The organism is Kitasatospora sp. NPDC033851 (assembly GCF_055576085.1).
This window is the reverse complement of the sequence record NZ_JBVIRL010000017.1, coordinates 1-15,671: the sequence shown is the minus strand read 5'-3', so window position 1 is coordinate 15,671 and position 15,671 is coordinate 1. Positions and strand designations below refer to the sequence as shown.

Here is a 15,671-nt window from a genome sequence, read left to right as displayed (position 1 = left end):
CGGTCGGGCGGGGCCTCTCCCCGCCTCTCACCCCTGCGTCGAACGGGCCGGCGCCGGATCGACACCCGCCACGAAGATTTTCCGCAGGTTCCGCGCCCGAGGGTCAGCCGCAGCGCAGATTCGATCAGAACAGGGGATCGGTCGTCGCAATTGCGATGAATATCCGCCTCCAGCCTGGCAACTGCGAATGTCCGAGCGGTCCCTCGGGTAGTCCTCTTCCCGGGCCGCGGCGCAGCGGCCCGGGAAGAGGGAGCACCATGACCCCGGCGAGGCCCACCGTCCGGCTGCACGGCCACCTCGAGCGGCCCGCCGAGCTGACCGTCGACCAGCTGCGCGTCCTCCCCGCCCACCGGGTCGTGGTCAGCTTCGACTGCCGGACCGAGGGCGAGCAGCGGCACGGCTACGAGGGCCCGGCACTGCTGGACGTACTGCGCGAGGCCCGGCCCCGGATCGACTTCTCCGGCCGCAAGCAGCGGCTGCGCTTCCTGCTCTCCGTGGTCGGCGCCGACGGCCACCGGGCGGTGGTCTCCTGGGCCGAGATCGACCCGGACTTCGGCGGCCGGCGGATCCTGCTGGCCACCAGCATGGACGGCGCGCCGCTGGACGCCGTCGGCCCGCAGCTGGTCGTCCCGGACGACCACTGCGGTGCCCGCTACGTCAGTGCCGTCACCACCGTCTGGCTCGGCCCCCTCGGCGACCCGGCGCACCCCACCGCGTAACGCGCCGCAGCGCACGTCGCACCCCGGAAGAGCTCCAGCGCGATGCGGTACGGCCCGGCCTTGCCCGCGTAGTGGGCGAGCAGGTGCCGCAGCATCGGCAGCCGCCCGTCGCCCGGGGGGCCTGCGCCGGGGCGGCCGCGACGTTCCGCATGCCGTACGCGGGTGCGTCGAACTCGGCCTGTGCCCAGCTCCGGGCCCAGTTCTTTCGGATCATGACCACGGCGGCGTAGCCGAGGATGCCCGACAGACCGAGGACGAGGTGGGTCACGGCGCAGCATCATCCCTGGTCGCGGGGGTCCGGGCAATGCGGTAAAAGCACTCGCCGGAGCCGGGTTTCCGTGCCAACATGCCCCATATGGGGACGATTCTGCACGGCGCCCTGGTCACGCTGCGACCGGCCACCACCGACGACATCCCGGCCCTGGCGGCCATCCGCGGCACGCCGGAGGTGTTCGCCCGCTGGCGGGGCGGTGACGACCTGCCCGCCGAGGTCGCCAACGACCTGGAATCACCCGACACGGAGACGTTCGCGATCGACCTGGGCGGCCAGGTGGTCGGCGCCATCCAGTGGTACGCCAACAACGACGACGAGTACCGGCACGCCGGGATGGACCTCTACCTCGATCCGACGGTGCACGGCCTGGGTCTGGGGACGGACGCGGTGCGCACCATGGCCCGGTACCTGGTGCACGACCACCACTACCACCGGCTGGTGATCGACCCGGCCGCGGACAACCTCGCCGCGATCCGCTGCTACACCAAGGTCGGCTTCCGTACGGTCGGCACCATGCGCCAGTACGAGCGCGGTTCGGACGGCACCTGGCACGACAACCTGCTGATGGATCTGCTCGCGGACGAACTGCTCGACGGCTGACGGCGGTTCGCGCGGGCCCGGCGGGCGGCGCGTGGGCGGTGCAAGGGTGTACAGACATCTTGTCGCCTACCCGCCCAGACCTGTACAGACATCTCGCGGCCACATGATCGGCCGGAACTGATCTCCTGGCGTTCTTCCCGACGTACCGATCGGTAGCTAGCGTTCGTCCGCCAGTCCCCGACCGCCGGCCACCCCGGCGCCGGGCCCCGCAGGGTAGACGAATCCCCAGGAGAACGCCCATGCTCTCGCGTCGCACGGCCACCGCCCTCACCTCGGCGGCCGCCGCCGCACTGCTGGTCGGCGGCACCGCCCCGGCCGCCACCGCCGGCACCCCGGCGAGCCCCACCACGCTGTCCGTCTTCGCCTTCAACGTCGACCTCGGCACCGCCGTCGTCGACAGCACCCAGAACGAGCAGGCCGCCCGTCGCACGCCGGTGATCGAGCAGATCGTCCGTCAGCACAACGCCGATGTCGTCATCCTGGACGAGCAGTTCAACAACAGCTCGACCGCCGACATCAACGCCAAGCTCGCCGACCTCTACCCGTACCGCACCCCGGTGGTCGGCGGCACCTGCTCCGGCGGCGGCTGGACGGGCATCAGCGGCAACTGCTCCAACTCGTGGTTCGTCATCAACGGCGGCACGATGATCCTCTCCAAGTACCCGATCGCCGCCCAGTACGCCCACGTCTTCGCCAACTCGACGTACGGGACCTGGGACTACCACGCCAACAAGGGCGCGGCGCTGGTCAAGGTGACCAAGAACGGCAGCGCCGCCTGGGTGGTCGGCACCCACCTCCAGGCCGACGAGTCGGACGTCTCCACCGACACCACCCAGTCCACCCGGCTCGGCCAGCTCTCCGAGATCCGCGCCTGGGTGGACGGGATCGTCGGCAGCGGCGCGCCGGTGCTGATCGGCGGCGACCTCAACGTCGAGTACGTCCACGGCCAGGGCCGCGGCGACTACACCAACGCCCAGAACGCGGTGAACGGCGTGCTCGGCACTCCGGCCACCGACCCGGGCCAGAACCTGACCACCATGGACTGCTCGGTCTCCGCCTGGTGCCAGTACATGTCCGGCGTCGAGACCTTCCCCAAGGACTACCGGGACGACCTCGACTACATCGGCTACCTCAACGCCCCGGGCCGCCCGGTGCCGATCGGGATGTCGACCGTGAAGGTCGACTTCGACCCGCAGGCGGGCTGGGCACCGGGGCAGCTCGACACCAACGCGCCCAGCGACCACTACCCGGTCGAGGCCACCTTCCAGCTGAACTGACGCCCGGCGGCCGAACCGACGCGCGGTGCTGAACTGACGCGCGGTGCTGAACTGACGCCCGGCGAGGTCGAGCAGCGGTCAGTCCAGGGCCGCCCGGTCCGGTGCCGGGCAGCCGCAGGAGCGCCGCACCACCAGTCGGGCCGGGAAGGTCCGGGCGCCGGTGGCGCGGCGCTCGGCCCCGCCGAGGACGAGCTCCAGCGCGGCGCGGGCCATCTCGTCCTGCGCGGTGGTGACGGTGGTCAGCGCGGGCCCGGCGATCACCGCCTCGGCGATGTCGTCGAAGCCGGCCACCGAGAGGTCCTCCGGCACCCGGATCCCCAGGTCGTCGGCGGCCCGCAGCAGGCCGATCGCCTGGTCGTCCGTCGCGCAGAACACGGCGGACGGCCGGTCGGGGCGGGCCAGCAGGGCGAGCGCCTCGGCGTGCGCCCGGACGCGGTCGAACGGCGCCGGGGTGAGCCGCCCCTCGGTGGGCAGCCCGGCGTCCTCCATGGCGGCGACCCAGCCGGCCGTCCGCCCGGTGACCGGGTCGTGCGGGCTGAGCGCGCGGGTGCCGCCGAAGCAGTGCACCTCGGCGTGCCCGTGCCCGAGCAGGTGGCGGACCACCTCGCGGGCGCCGCCCTCGTCGTCCGCGACCACGGCGACGCCGTCGGCGCTCTCCGCACGGTGGTGCAGCAGCACGACCGGGGTGCCGTCGGCCACGTCGAAGCCGGTCAGCCCGGGGGTGGCCGGGTCCTGGGTGACCAGGATCAGGCCGTCCACCTGCATCCCGAGGAAGGCCCGGATGTAGTGCGCCTCCCGCTCGTCGGCGTAGTCGGAGTTGCCGATCAGCAGCAGCCGGCCGTGCTCGGCGGCGGCCTGTTCGACGGCGTGCGCGAGCCCGGCGAAGAACGGCTGCCGGGCGTCCGGCACGACCATCCCGAGCAGGTTGGTCCGCCGCCGCGCCATCGCCTGGGCGACCCGGTTGGGCCGGTAGCCGAGCTCCTCGACCGCCGCGAGCACCCGCGCCCGGGTCGCCGGCGCCACCGGCCGCGGCCCGTCGTTGATCACATAACTCACGACCGCCGTGGACGTCCCCGCCGCCCGCGCCACATCGTCCCGTGTCACCCTTGCCATGACCGTTGAGCCTACACACCGCCTCCGACCAGCCGGTTTCCCGTGGGTCCGGCGGTCCCCGATCGGCTTGCCGAAGTCGGCCCGGCCGTCACTGTCCCGGCTGTGAGAACCCCCGGCCGTGAGAACCCCCGGCCGTGAGCAGCCCCGGCCGTGAGCAGCCCCGGCCGTGAGCAGCCCCGGTCCTGAGCGCACCCGGGCTCAGTCGGCGTCCGGGACGAGCACCGTCAGCGAGGTCTCCTGCAGCAGGAAGCCCAGCGACTCGTAGAGGCGGCGGGCCGGGTTGCCGTCGGTCACCGCCAGGTGCAGGTCGGCGATCCCGCGCGCGGCGGCGTCCGCGACCGCCCGGCGCAGCAGGTCGGCGCCGAGGCCGCGGTAGCCGCGCTGTGGGTGGCGGAAGACCTCGGCGACCCACGGCCGGCCGTCGCGGTCGGTCAGGATCACCCCGGCGACCACGCGGTCCTCGGCGTCCACGGCGAGCAGGCTGGACGGCAGGACCGGGCCGATGGCCTTCCCGGCGAGCAGCAGGCCGAGTCGGTCGGAGAGCGCCTGGGCGTCGTCGCCCGGGAAGCGGTCGACGTGCCCGGGCCCGAAGGCGGCCCGCCAGGCCTCGAACAGCTCCTCGGGCGCCCGGTCGCAGGGCACCGCCCGCAGGCCGTCGCGCAGTCCCCCGCGCAGGCCGTCGGGCAGCGGCGCCCCGGCCCAGTCGGCGGGCGGGGGGTCGGCGCGCAGGTCCCGGCGGAAGGTGTGGGCGTGCCGCAGGACCGTCGCGCCGTCCGCCGCCAGGCGCTGCCCGAGTTCGGGGCTGCCGGAGACCACCCACCCGGGCAGCTCGGCCCGGATGAACCCGGCCGCGTCCACCGACTCGTCCAGCACCTGCAGCAGGTCGGCCCAGGGCAGGCCCTCCCGCTCGCCCGGCTGGTAGCGCAGTACCGGATTGCCGTCGCCGTCGTGCCTGACCACCCAGTCGGCCTCAGCCATGGCCCACCCCTTTTCGCGAGTTCGCCGGAGATCGTTCGTCGGCGGCTCATGCTGGCCAGAACCGGGCGCTCGGGGCAACCGGTTTTCCGGCAGCGGGCTTCGGGACAGCGGGATTCGGGACAGCGGACTTGGGGGCGGCAGGCCGTCGGGAAGCGCGGCGGCCGGCGCCGGGCTCAGGCCACCACCGCGGCGCGGACGCAGAGCACGTCCGGCAGGTGGGAGATCAGCAGCGACCAGTTCTCGCCCTCGTCCCGGCTGCCGTACACGTCGCCGGTCCGGTTGCCGAAGTAGATCCCGGCCGGGTCGGCGTCGTCGGTGCGCAGGGCGTCGCGCAGCACGATGCCGTAGTGGTCCTCGCCGGGCAGGCCGTCGGCGAGCTGCTGCCAGCTGGTGCCGCCGTCGGTGGTGCGGAAGACCCGGCAGCGGCGGCCGGGCGGGATGCGGTCGTCGGAGCCGCCGAGCGGGAAGAGGTAGGCGGTGTCGCCCCGGCGGGGGTGGGCGGCGACGGCGAAGCCGAACTCGGCGGGCAGCCCGTCGACGATCGAGCGCCAGCTGGCGCCCCAGTCGTCGCTGCGGTAGACGCCGCCGTGGTTCTGCAGGTAGAGCCGGTCGGGGTTGACCGGGTCCGGGGCGATCTTGTGCACGCACTGGCCGAACTCGGGGTACTGGCTCTCCTGCGGGAGGAACTCGGCGCGCAGCCCGGTGTTGGAGGGCTCCCAGCTGTCGCCGCCGTCCTTGCTGCGGTAGACGCCGCCGCTGGAGACGGCGACCAGCAGCCGTTGCGGGTCGTGCGAGTCGGTGAGGATGGTGTGCAGGCCCTGGCCGCCGTAGCCGGCGCCCCACTGCGGCCGCTGGGGGTGTTCCCAGAGCGACTCCACCAGGGCGAACGTCTCGCCGCCGTCGGTGGAGCGGAACAGCGCGGCGGGCTCGGTGCCCGCGTAGACGACGCCGGGGGCCTCGCCGCCGGCGGGCTGCAGCTGCCAGACCCGGGTGAGCGAGGCGCCGGTGGACTCGGGGAAGCGGATGGCCGGCTGCGGCGGCTCGTACCAGTGCGCGCCGAGGTCGTCGGAGCGCCAGACCGAGGGCCCCCAGTGGCTGCTGTCGGCGCCGACCAGGATTCTGGTGCGGCCCTCGCGGCGGTCGACGGAGACGGAGTAGATCGCGTTCATCGGGAAGTGCGGCCCGCTGAACTCCCACGTCAGCCGGTCGCGGCTGCGGCCGAGAAAGAGGCCCTTCTCGGTTCCGACGGCCAACAGCACTTCGGTCATGCCTCACACCACCCTGGTCACGAGCGCGGCCCCCGGGACGGCCCCCGACTGCCAGTGTCCCGCCGTCCACCGGTGGTCACATCTCGCCGCGCCGTTCACCCGGGAGGCCGTCCTTGACCCGGAAGGCCGTTCGCCCGGCCGGGGGCCGCACTTGCGGCCAGGGGCCCTACCCCCGGCCAGGGGCCCTACCCCCGGCCAGGGGCCCTACCCCCGGCAGCCCTCCAGCAGCCGCAGCCAGACCTCGCTGATCGTCGGGTACGCGGGCACCGCGTGCCAGAGCCGGTCGATGGGCACCTCGCCGACCACCGCGACGGTCGCCGAGTGCAGCAGTTCGGCCACGCCGGGGCCGACCAGGGAGGCGCCGACGAGCACCTGGCGGTCCAGGTCGAAGACCACCCGGGCCCGGCCGCGGTAGTCGTCGCCGTACAGCGAGGCCCCGGCGACGGCGCCGAGGTCGTGGTCGACGGTCTTGACCCGCAGCCCGGCCTCCTCGGCGGCGGCCAGGGTCAGGCCGACGGCGGCGACTTCCGGTTGCGTGAACACGACCTGCGGCGCGCCCGCGAGGTCGGCGGACGCGGCGTGCGCGCCCCAGCGCGCGGTGTCCAGCGGGCGCCCCTGGGCGCGGGCGGCGATCGCCGCGCCCGCGATCCGGGCCTGGTACTTGCCCTGGTGGGTGAGCAGCGCCCGGTGGTTGACGTCCCCGGCGGCGTACAGCCACTCGCCGTCCACGCCGAGCACCGTGCAGCTGTCGTCCACCTCCAGCCAGTCGCCCGGCTTCAGCCCGACCTGCTCCAGCCCGATGTCGGCGGTGCGCGGGGCCCGGCCGGTCGCGTACAGCACCTCGTCGGCGGTCAGCTCCGCGCCGTCCTCCGCGCCGCTCCTGAGCGTCAGGGTCACCGGCCCGGAGCCGTCCGCCCGCTGCACCCCGGTGACCTCGGTGCCGAAACGGACGTCCACCCCGGCCTTGCGCAGGCCCTCGGCGACCAGCTCGCCCGCGAACGGCTCCATCCGCGGCAGCAGCCCCTCGCCGCGAACCAGCAGCACCACCTCGGCGCCGAGCGCCCGCCAGGCGGCGGCCATCTCCACCCCGACCACCCCGCCGCCGACCACCGCCAGCCGCCCGGGCACGGCCGGCGAGCCGGTGGCCTCCCGGTTGGTCCACGGGAGGGCCTCGGTCAGCCCCGGCACGTGCCCGGGCAGCACCGGACGGCTGCCGGTGGACACCACGACGGCGTGCCGGGCGGTGAGCACCCGCTCGCTGCCGTCCTCGGCCTCCACCGTCACCGTCCGCTCGCCGGCCAGCCGGCCGTGGCCGCGGACCAGGTCGATGCCGGTGTCCCGCAGCCACCGCACCTGGCCGTCGTCGCTCCAGTGCGAGGCGAAGGAGTCCCGCCGGGCCAGCACCGCGGCCGGGTCCAGCCGTCCGTCGCCGACCGCCTCCCGGGAGCCGGCCACCGCGCGGGCGTCGGCCAGCGCGGCCGACGGGCGCAGCAGCGCCTTGCTCGGCATGCAGGCCCAGTACGAGCACTCGCCGCCGACCAGCTCGGCCTCCACGATCACCGTGCGCAGCCCGGCGGCGACCGTCCGGTCCGCCACGTTCTCGCCGGTCGGGCCGGCCCCCAGGACGATGACGTCGTACTCCTCGGCGGTGCTGGTCATGCCCGGTCCTCCGTGGTCTCGATGGCCACCCCGGCCCGCAGGGCGAGGGTGACGGGCGTGCGTTCGCAGATGTCGAGCAGTCGGGCGCGCTGGGCCCCGTCCAGGTCGCCGGTCAGGGCGACCCGGCGGGAGATCCGGCCCCGGCTGCCGTCCGTTTCGTACCCGAGCCTCACCCGGACCGCCTGCAGCGGCCACTTCTTGCGGTCGGCGTACATTCGCAGGGTGATCGCGGTGCAGGAGCCGAGGGAGGCGAGCAGCAGCGCGAACGGTTCCGGCCCGCTGTCCGAGCCGCCGCGCCGCACCGGCTCGTCCGAGGTCAGCGCGTGGGTGCCGGCCTTGACGTCCACGTGGTACGGCGGGTCGGCGGCGCTCCCGGTGACCAGCGCGGTGGTGACCCGTCCGAACTCGGGCCCGGCGGCAGGCGGTTCGGTACGGCCGGTCTGCTCGCTCATGAGTCTCGCTCTCCGCTCGGGTACGGCGTTGGGCCCATCCTGCCGGGTCGGGCGTGCCTTCGCGACGGTCGGACACGCGCAGGACGCGCAGGGGACACGCCCGTGCACGCGGGGGACAGGCCTGCGCACGCGGGGGCACCCAAGACACGCGGGGGCACCCCAGGACACACGGGGGACGGGCCCGGGCATGGGGGACAGGCCGGGGGCTCAGATCGCGGCGAGCTCCGCGAGCACCGCCGCCGTGTCGGCCGGACGGGAGAACATCGGCCAGTGCCCGGTGGGCAGTTCGCGCAGTTCCCAGTTCGGCGCGGCCATCCCGGCGAAGTACGGGTGGCCCGCCGCGATCAGCTCGCGGACCTGGGAGAGCGGGAAGGAACAGGACACCAGCGCGTGCGGCAGGGCGGCCCCGGCGCCGGTCAGCCGGAGCTCGTCCCGGTACACCCCGGCCGGGTGCGGGGTGGCGAGGGAGCGGACCCGCGCCAGGGTGGCCTCGTCCAGGCCCCCCAGGCCGGCGCCGTGGGTGTCCAGGTACTCCCAGGACGGCATCGGGAACCGGCCGTCGACCACCGAGGCCTCGGCCATCTGCCGGTAGTCGGGCTGCCAGAGGTCGTGGAGCGCGGAGCCGTCGACCAGCGGGACGCTGTCCAGGTAGACCACCCGGCGGATCCGCTCCGGCATCCGGTCCGCGAGCCCGCCCACCGGGGCGCAGGCGCCGCTGTGGGCGACCAGCACGACGTCCCACAGGTCCTCGCGGACCAGCAGGTCGGCCAGGTCGGCGATGTGCTCCTCCAAGCCGAACTCGCCGGACTCGGCCGCCCGTTCGGCCACCCCGGGCAGGCTCACCGGGTGGACGCGGTGCCCGGCGGCGCGCAGCGGCGCGGCCACCTCGTCCCAGGCCCAGGCACCGAGCCAGAACCCGGGGACCAGTACGAACGTGCTCATGGCGGATCACTCCTTCGTCGGCGGGGCCTCCGCGGAGGCCGCTGTCACCGACGACTCTAGGAGCGGATCCCGATCGGCACCCGCGGCGTGGTCCCGGAAGCGGGGGAGCGGGCACGGCGGGGGCCCGGGGGGACGACGCTCCCCGGGCCCCCGCCGACCGCTCGCGGCTCAGGCCTGGCCGCCGGCCGCCTGCTCCTCGGCGACCTTGCGCTTCACCTCGGCCATGTCCAGGTTGCGGGCCTGGCCGATCAGGTCCTCGAACACCGCCTCCGGCAGCGCGCCGGCCTGCGAGAAGACGAGCACGCCCTCACGGATGATCGCCAGTGTCGGGATCGACTGGATGCCGAACGCGGAGGCGAGCTCCTGCTGCGCCTCGGTGTCCACCTTGGCGAAGACCAGGTCGGAGTGGCGCTCGGCCGCCTTCTCGTACACCGGGGCGAACTGGCGGCAGGGACCGCACCACCCGGCCCAGAAGTCGATGAAGACGAAGTCCTTGCCCTCCGGGCCGGGGACGATGTCGTCGAAGTTCTCCTTGGTCAGCTCGACCGTGCTGCTCATCTCGCGATTCCTTCCCTTCCGGAGGCTGCGGTACAGGCCATGTGCCCGCGACAACGGTGCTGCTCGGCACCGTATTCCGGGGGTGTCCGGCATTCCGTGGCCGTCCTGCGGCCATCCGGCGCCCGGCATTGAGCAACCGGCCGCCACCGCCCGTACAGAAGGGTGTCCAGTCCGTTCAGACCGCGGGAGGCACCCCATGCGCAGCACACCCCGCACCCGCCGGGCCGCCGTGCTGGCCGCCTCCGGCATCGCGGTGGCCGCCCTGATCGCCGGCTGCGGGTCGTCCGGAGGAAGCAAGTCCAGTACGCCGAGCATGTCGGGCAGCCCGACCGCCCCGGCGAGCGCGACCCTGCAGACCGCCACCGACCCCAAGCTGGGCACGATCGTCACCGACAGCGCCGGCTTCACGCTCTACCGCTTCGACCAGGACGAGAGCAACCCGCCGGAGTCCTACTGCAACGGCAGCTGTGCCACGACCTGGCCGCCCGAGCACGTCAACGGCGACGTCACGGTCAAGGGCATCGACAGCAAGCTGGTCGGCACGGTCACCCGCTCCGACGGCACCAAGCAGGTCACCGTCAACGGCTGGCCGGTCTACCGCTACTCGCCGGACGCCAAGCCCGGCGACACCAAGGGCCAGGGCGTGGGCGGCACCTGGTTCGCGGTGACCCCGAGCGGTGGCAAGGCGGGCACCGGCACGAACTCCAACCCGATGCCCAGCACCCCGGGCTACTGACCGATGTCGACCGCCCTCGACCAGGAGGCCCGGGTGCGCAACGATGAAGTGGTGACCGAGGAGCACCCCGTCGACGGCACGGCCGACCACGGCACGAGGGCGTCCGACGAGGAGTTGATGCGCGCCCTGTACCACGAGCACGCCGGTCCGCTCTTCGGCTTCGTGCTCCACCTGGTCGCCGGCGACCGGCAGCGGGCCGAGGACGTCGTCCAGGAGACGCTGGTCCGCGCCTGGCGCAACATCCACCGCCTCGACCCGGCGGCGGGCTCGCTGCGGCCCTGGCTGGTCACGGTCGCCCGGCGGATCGTGATCGACGAGCACCGAAGCGCCCGGGCCAGGCCCCGCGAGGTGGACGCGTCGGCCCTGGAACTGCTGCCCGCCGAGGACGAGCTCGACCGGGCACTGCGGATGATGACCGTCGCGGACGCGCTCGGCGACCTCTCGCCGGCGCACCGCGAGATCATCGTCGAGACCTATCTGAAGGGCCGCACGGCCAACGAGGCGGCCGCCGAACTCGACATCCCGGCCGGGACCGTACGGTCGCGGGTGTTCTACGCACTGCGCTCGCTCAGGCTCGCGCTGGAGGAACGGGGAGTGACATCGTGACCAAGCGCCCCGACCCCGAGCCCGGCCGCCCGGAGCACATTCCCGGCGGGCCGGACGGCGTGCCCGGCGGCCCGGAGCACACCGACGCCGGCGCCTACGTCCTCGGCCTGCTGGAGCCCGCCGAGCGCGCCGCCTTCGAACGGCACCTGGCCGACTGCCCGCAGTGCGCCGAGCAGGTGTCCGAACTCGGCTTCGTTGAACCACTGTTGGCCGAGTACGCGGCCTCCGCGACGGCCGCCGGGCTGGACCCGGCCGGCCCCGCCCCGCACCCGGACCCGCGGCTCCTGGACCGGCTGGTCGCCGAGGTCGGCACCGTCCGGCGGCGGGGCCGGGTGCGGCGACTCGTCCTGGCCCTGGCCGCGACCGCGATGGTGGCGGCGGGCCCCGCCGTCACGGCCGCGGTGCTCACCGCCGACAGCACCCCCGCCGTGGTCGCCGTGGCCGAGCAGTTCAGCGCCACCGACCAGGCCACCGGCGCGCACGCCACCGTCGGCGTGGACGGCACCACCTGGGGCAGTCGGGTCAGCATGCAACTCTCCGGTGTCCAGGGCCCGTTGACCTGCAGTCTGGTCGCCGTCTCGCACAGCGGCGGACAGCAGACGGTGAACACCTGGACCGTCCCGGCGAGCGGCTACGGGGACCACGGCGGCGTGCTGCGCACCACCGGCGGCGCGGCCCTCCAGCCGGGCGACATCGACCACTTCGAGGTGCGGGTCCAGACCACCGGCGCCCTCCTGGTCGCCGTCCCCGCCCACCAGGCCTGACCCGCCTCCCCGCCCACGAGGGCCCGACCTGCCCCGCCTCCCCGACCCGCCCCCCGCCTACGCGGCCCGCCTACGCGGCACGACTCAGTACGGCCCGTGCACGTAGTGGTACGCGGCCAGCCGCTCGATCCGGGCCGTCCCCCGGACCCCGGGCCAGTGCGGATTCGGCTCGCCGGTGCCGGACATGTGCTCCCGCCGCCACGTGCGGCTCCAGCCGACCCGGAGCGTCGGCTCGAAGCTGTGCCAACGCCCGCACGGGCAGGGCGTCAGCACCCGCGCGCAGGAGCGGCACAGCTCGGCGTGGCCGTCGCAGCTCGGAAGTGACACCGGCGGGCCCTCCTCCCCGCAGGCCGGGCAGCCGGGCAGCTCGGCGCCGTCCAGCAGCGCGTTCTGCCGCCGGACGTAGTCGGGCAGGCTCAACGGCGGGTGCAGAAAGGGGTCGTGGTGCCACGCCGTGTCCGGCGAGCCCCACCGGTAGCGGTACCGGTCCCACCACGGCGTCACCGGCGGCTCCCGCAGTCCGGCCCGCTTCTGCGCCCGGCGCTGCGCCCGGTACTCCTCGGCCCGGGCCCGCCACAGCTCCCGCGCCTCGTGGAGCTCCTCCACCGCCCGGAGCAGCGAGTCCGGGTCCGTCTCCAGGTACCGGGGCATCCGGGCACTGACGGTGAGGTGGTGGTACGTCGCCCGCAGGCCGTAGGGGGCGAAGCAAGTCAGGCAGGTCCGCAGCGCGCTGTGCCGCCGGTACAGCGGGAGGGAGGTGTCGTGCACCCGGGCTCGGTGGGTGTGGAAGCTGGTCATGCCGGTGGCTCCAGGTCCAGTGCCCGGGCGAGGGCGGCGGTGACGGCGGCGGCGTGGTCGGGCAGCTGCCGCTCGGCCCAACCCGTCGCCAGGGCCAGGAAGTCGCGCAGGTCCTGTTCGGCGCCGGCGAGCAGCCGGCGCAACTCGTCCAGCGACAGCTCGATGACCGGGCTGTCCGCGTCCTCGGCGTCCTGGGTGAGCCGGACGACCCGGCCGACGCACTCGGCCCGGGCGTCCGGGTCGTGGCCGAACCAGGCCGTGCCCGTGCCGTCGGCCACGGTCAGCCACTGGCGCCACTCCTCCAGGCCGGTGCAGCAGCCCGGTTGGAAGACGGCGCCGGTGGCGGGGTCGGTCACCCGGAACCCGCCGGGGGCGAAGAGGTCCGGCATGGTGAGCAGCCCGTGCAGGAAGGCGCCCAGCGGATCCTCCGGGCGCGGACCGCGCTCGTCGTCCTCGTCGGGGTCGACGTCGTTGCAGTCGGTGAGCCGCCACACCGCCGTGCCCACCTCGGCCGGCGTCAACTCCCCGTTCAGCACCAGGTATCCCCAGGGCTGCTGCTCGCCCGTGGGCCAGAGCGCGAAGTCGTCGGGGGCGAAGATCTCCAGGACCGGCTGCATCGACATCATCCGGCGATCATGCCGGAGGGCGGCTGCGCCGGGCACGGCATTTACGCCGCGTCCGCCGCGATCCCGGCCGGCACCCGCCCGCAGCGCCGGGCGAAGGCGCGGTGGGCGAGCGGGAGCAGCGGGCCGGCCAGCCGGGCGTACCGGGCGACGGGTCGGCTGAAGGCGGTGACGGTGAACCAGACCGCCTGGTCCGGCCCCATCTCGACCAGGAAGGTCTCCTCGCCGCGGGCCGGATGGCCGTGCCGCGTCCCGTGGGTGAAGCCGTAGCGGTCCGGGCCGTCGACGGCGGTCAGGACCCGGTTCGGGGCGCCGACCCGCAGCGGGCCGACGCCGATCGCGCAGTGGACGGCGACGCCGGGGGCCGCCTGGTCCGCCTCGGCGTCGATCCGTACGCCCGCCAGCCGGTGCATCCGCCAGCCGAGCAGGGCGGCTCCGGCGACCCCGAGTGCGGCGTGGCCGTGGCCGATCAGCGCCCGGTGCCGCAGGTGGTGGTAGCCGTCGGGCAGTGCGCCGGTGGCGCTGGCGCCCTGTTCGGGGTAGCTGTAGTCGTTCACCGGTGGGCCTTCGGGGTGTTGAGCCGGCGCCAGGCGAGGAGGGCGCAGAGGGCGAAGCCGAGCGCGTTGCCGACGCCGTGGGTGGCGGCCATCCAGGTCAGGGTGGGGTGGGGGAGTCCGGCGGCCCGGCCGAGGGCCCACCAGAGGGCGAGCACCATGGTGAGCGCGAGGACGGCCGAGGAGAGGGCGAACAGTCGGGCGGTGGCGGCGTCGCCGCCGCGGGGGCGCAGCTCGCGCCAGGTGACCAGGCCGACCAGCCACATGCCCGTGGTCAGCACGAGGGCCCCGGCGAACTGCCACCAGTCGCCGAGGAAGTACCCGGCCAGCACCAGCAGGGTGCCCGCCGGGACGCTGAGCGCCGCGCAGCGGGCCGCGGTGGAGGTCGCGGCGGAGGGCGCGGTGGAGCCGAGGCCTGCGGCCGGGGCGGCGGCGCGGCAGACCAGCCCGGCGACCAGGGCGGCGGTGAAGCCGGCGTAGTGGAAGTGCGGGACGGTGAGCGCCAGGACGTGCGGCTCGAAGCCGAACAGCGGGTAGCCGGAGCGTTCGGCGACCAGGGCGACCCCGGCCACCGAGGGCGCGGCGAGCGCGGTGAGCACGGCGATCTCGGCGGGCGCCAGCGAGCGGGTGCGGGCCAGCCGCAGCGGCGCGTGCAGGGCGATGACCAGGGTGCCCAGGGCGTAGACGGTGGCGGGCCCGGCGGCGAGGCCGCCGCGCGGCAGCCAGAGCGAGAGCGCGCCGGGTACGGCGGCGAGTGGCCAGAAGCGGCGGACCCGGGCGAGCCCGGGTTCGTCGATCAGGGCGAGGCCGAGCGGGACGACGGCGCCCATGCCGAGCAGGACCAGCAGGTCCACCAGTTCGGTGGTGCCCTTGCCCATGGCGGACACACCCCCCTTGAACGCGTTCAAATGAGCTTCGCGGCCGACTCTACGCCGCTGACTTGAACGCGTTCAACCTGCCCCCGACGGAGGCCCGGTCCCGGCTGCCTGGTGTTCACGGTGGGTGCGGCGCACTCTGGAGGAGTAACCGATGGAGGTGATCCGCCATGCAGACTCTGGTCGGTTGGCACATCGACATGGAGTTCCGTGAGGACGGTCCGCGCACCAGCGCCGCCGCCCTGCTCCGGCTCGGCGACGGGACCGAACTGCGCGCCCACGGCTACAGCAGCCGCCACCCCTCCGACCCGGACCAGCTACGGGTCGGCGAAGAGGTCGCGGGCGCCCGCGCGCTCAACGACCTCGCCTCCCAACTGCTCACCAAGGCCCACGGTGAGATCCAGGAGGTCAGCCCGATCCCGACCCACCCGCTGACGTGAGTGCCCCGCACCCGGACGGCGGCGGCACCGGACCGGCGCCGTCCCGTCCACGGATCCCGCTGATCTGCCCGCGCTGCGGGCACGAACAGCAGGTCGTGCCCGGCGGTCCGGACCGGGCGATCAAGGTCGTCCACGTCGGGACCGGCCGCGAGGCCTGCGAGCCCGGGGACCTGGCGCGGGCGCCGGACGACGACACCTGAGCCGCCGGGGCCCGGGCTGTCGAGCCCCGAGCCGCAGGCCCCCGGGCGAACCCGACGCCGACGCCGACGCCGACAACGCCGTGCGCCGGAAACGCCGTGGGGCGGGGCCCCCGCCCCCCGGGCCCGCCCCCCGCCGGGGGGGGGGGCCGGGGGGCCGGGGGTGGTTTTACAATTACGGCCCCGCCGCCGCCCCACCCCCCCCCCCCCCCCCCGCGACAACCGGTGTGGGGGGGTG

Annotated in this window: 19 protein-coding genes; 8 read left to right on the top strand and 11 right to left on the bottom strand. The window is 74.7% G+C overall.

From position 1 onward, the window contains the following. Positions 1 to 257 precede the first annotated feature (257 nt). The 3 genes from ACZ51D_RS28115 to ACZ51D_RS28105 all read left to right on the top strand — a co-directional run bounded on the left by ACZ51D_RS28115 (position 258) and on the right by ACZ51D_RS28105 (position 2,870). The gene (locus tag ACZ51D_RS28115) at positions 258 to 719 is read left to right on the top strand and encodes a molybdopterin-dependent oxidoreductase (RefSeq protein ID WP_465618726.1); all 462 of its coding nucleotides are present in this window, start codon (positions 258 to 260) and stop codon (positions 717 to 719) included. Between the two features lie 355 nt (positions 720 to 1,074). Next, positions 1,075 to 1,593: a GNAT family N-acetyltransferase gene (locus ACZ51D_RS28110; RefSeq protein ID WP_360507303.1), complete on the top strand. Its 519-nt coding sequence runs from the start codon at positions 1,075 to 1,077 to the stop codon at positions 1,591 to 1,593. Positions 1,594 to 1,832: 239 nt separating this feature from the next. Then, positions 1,833 to 2,870, top strand: a complete 1,038-nt coding sequence (locus ACZ51D_RS28105) for a sphingomyelin phosphodiesterase (RefSeq protein WP_465663805.1) — start codon at positions 1,833 to 1,835, stop codon at positions 2,868 to 2,870. A gap of 78 nt (positions 2,871 to 2,948) precedes the next feature. On the opposite strand, the gene ACZ51D_RS28100 is transcribed toward ACZ51D_RS28105, so the two are convergent. From ACZ51D_RS28100 to ACZ51D_RS28070, 7 genes are all read right to left on the bottom strand, one after another. Beyond that, positions 2,949 to 3,983, bottom strand: a complete 1,035-nt coding sequence (locus tag ACZ51D_RS28100; RefSeq protein ID WP_465663804.1) for a LacI family DNA-binding transcriptional regulator — start codon at positions 3,981 to 3,983, stop codon at positions 2,949 to 2,951. Positions 3,984 to 4,181: 198 nt separating this feature from the next. Continuing rightward, the gene (locus ACZ51D_RS28095; protein WP_465618732.1) at positions 4,182 to 4,961 is read right to left on the bottom strand and encodes a GNAT family N-acetyltransferase; all 780 of its coding nucleotides are present in this window, start codon (positions 4,959 to 4,961) and stop codon (positions 4,182 to 4,184) included. A gap of 173 nt (positions 4,962 to 5,134) precedes the next feature. After that, positions 5,135 to 6,229 (bottom strand): WD40/YVTN/BNR-like repeat-containing protein, encoded by a 1,095-nt coding sequence (locus ACZ51D_RS28090; protein ID WP_465663803.1) that lies wholly within the window; start codon positions 6,227 to 6,229, stop codon positions 5,135 to 5,137. Positions 6,230 to 6,433: 204 nt separating this feature from the next. Further along, on the bottom strand, positions 6,434 to 7,888 hold the full coding sequence (locus ACZ51D_RS28085; protein ID WP_465618736.1) for a dihydrolipoyl dehydrogenase family protein: 1,455 nt from the start codon (positions 7,886 to 7,888) through the stop codon (positions 6,434 to 6,436). Further along, positions 7,885 to 8,340 (bottom strand): OsmC family protein, encoded by a 456-nt coding sequence (locus ACZ51D_RS28080; protein WP_360507286.1) that lies wholly within the window; start codon positions 8,338 to 8,340, stop codon positions 7,885 to 7,887. The genes ACZ51D_RS28085 and ACZ51D_RS28080 overlap by 4 nt, the downstream gene beginning before the upstream one ends. 207 nt (positions 8,341 to 8,547) lie before the next feature. Beyond that, positions 8,548 to 9,282 carry an alpha/beta fold hydrolase gene (locus tag ACZ51D_RS28075; protein WP_465663802.1) on the bottom strand — a complete coding sequence of 245 codons (735 nt, stop codon included), beginning with the start codon at positions 9,280 to 9,282 and terminating at the stop codon, positions 8,548 to 8,550. A 168-nt stretch (positions 9,283 to 9,450) separates the two neighbouring features. Beyond that, positions 9,451 to 9,933 carry a thioredoxin family protein gene (locus ACZ51D_RS28070; protein WP_360507281.1) on the bottom strand — a complete coding sequence of 161 codons (483 nt, stop codon included), beginning with the start codon at positions 9,931 to 9,933 and terminating at the stop codon, positions 9,451 to 9,453. Positions 9,934 to 10,036: 103 nt separating this feature from the next. On the opposite strand from ACZ51D_RS28070, the gene ACZ51D_RS28065 reads away from it, so the two are divergent. Genes ACZ51D_RS28065 through ACZ51D_RS28055 form a run of 3 tightly spaced genes read left to right on the top strand, consistent with a single transcriptional unit; the run spans position 10,037 to position 11,946 of the window. Then, complete coding sequence (locus ACZ51D_RS28065; protein WP_360507278.1) at positions 10,037 to 10,576, top strand: hypothetical protein; 540 nt, start codon at positions 10,037 to 10,039, stop codon at positions 10,574 to 10,576. A gap of 3 nt (positions 10,577 to 10,579) precedes the next feature. Beyond that, positions 10,580 to 11,182, top strand: a complete 603-nt coding sequence (locus ACZ51D_RS28060; protein ID WP_465663801.1) for a sigma-70 family RNA polymerase sigma factor — start codon at positions 10,580 to 10,582, stop codon at positions 11,180 to 11,182. Beyond that, entirely contained in the window at positions 11,179 to 11,946 is a 768-nt protein-coding gene (locus ACZ51D_RS28055) for a zf-HC2 domain-containing protein (RefSeq protein ID WP_465618742.1), read from the top strand. Before ACZ51D_RS28060 ends, ACZ51D_RS28055 begins: the two co-directional genes overlap by 4 nt. Positions 11,947 to 12,030: 84 nt before the next feature. Here ACZ51D_RS28055 and ACZ51D_RS28050 read toward each other — a convergent pair whose 3' ends face one another. The 4 genes from ACZ51D_RS28050 to ACZ51D_RS28035 are packed head-to-tail and all read right to left on the bottom strand — an operon-like array spanning position 12,031 to position 14,799. After that, a complete protein-coding gene (locus tag ACZ51D_RS28050) occupies positions 12,031 to 12,744 on the bottom strand; it encodes a hypothetical protein (protein WP_360507270.1) in 714 nt (237 codons plus the stop codon). Further along, positions 12,741 to 13,370 carry a hypothetical protein gene (locus ACZ51D_RS28045; protein WP_465618746.1) on the bottom strand — a complete coding sequence of 210 codons (630 nt, stop codon included), beginning with the start codon at positions 13,368 to 13,370 and terminating at the stop codon, positions 12,741 to 12,743. Before ACZ51D_RS28045 ends, ACZ51D_RS28050 begins: the two co-directional genes overlap by 4 nt. 41 nt (positions 13,371 to 13,411) lie before the next feature. Beyond that, complete coding sequence (locus ACZ51D_RS28040; RefSeq protein WP_465618748.1) at positions 13,412 to 13,924, bottom strand: DUF1990 family protein; 513 nt, start codon at positions 13,922 to 13,924, stop codon at positions 13,412 to 13,414. Continuing rightward, on the bottom strand, positions 13,921 to 14,799 hold the full coding sequence (locus tag ACZ51D_RS28035) for a YndJ family protein (protein WP_465663800.1): 879 nt from the start codon (positions 14,797 to 14,799) through the stop codon (positions 13,921 to 13,923). Before ACZ51D_RS28035 ends, ACZ51D_RS28040 begins: the two co-directional genes overlap by 4 nt. Before the next feature lie 167 nt (positions 14,800 to 14,966). Here ACZ51D_RS28035 and ACZ51D_RS28030 point away from each other — a divergent pair, with 167 nt between their 5' ends. Further along, positions 14,967 to 15,236, top strand: coding sequence for a DUF1876 domain-containing protein (locus ACZ51D_RS28030; RefSeq protein ID WP_360507261.1), 270 nt, complete (start codon positions 14,967 to 14,969; stop codon positions 15,234 to 15,236). Then, complete coding sequence (locus tag ACZ51D_RS28025; protein WP_360507258.1) at positions 15,233 to 15,436, top strand: hypothetical protein; 204 nt, start codon at positions 15,233 to 15,235, stop codon at positions 15,434 to 15,436. Before ACZ51D_RS28030 ends, ACZ51D_RS28025 begins: the two co-directional genes overlap by 4 nt. Positions 15,437 to 15,671 lie beyond the last annotated feature (235 nt).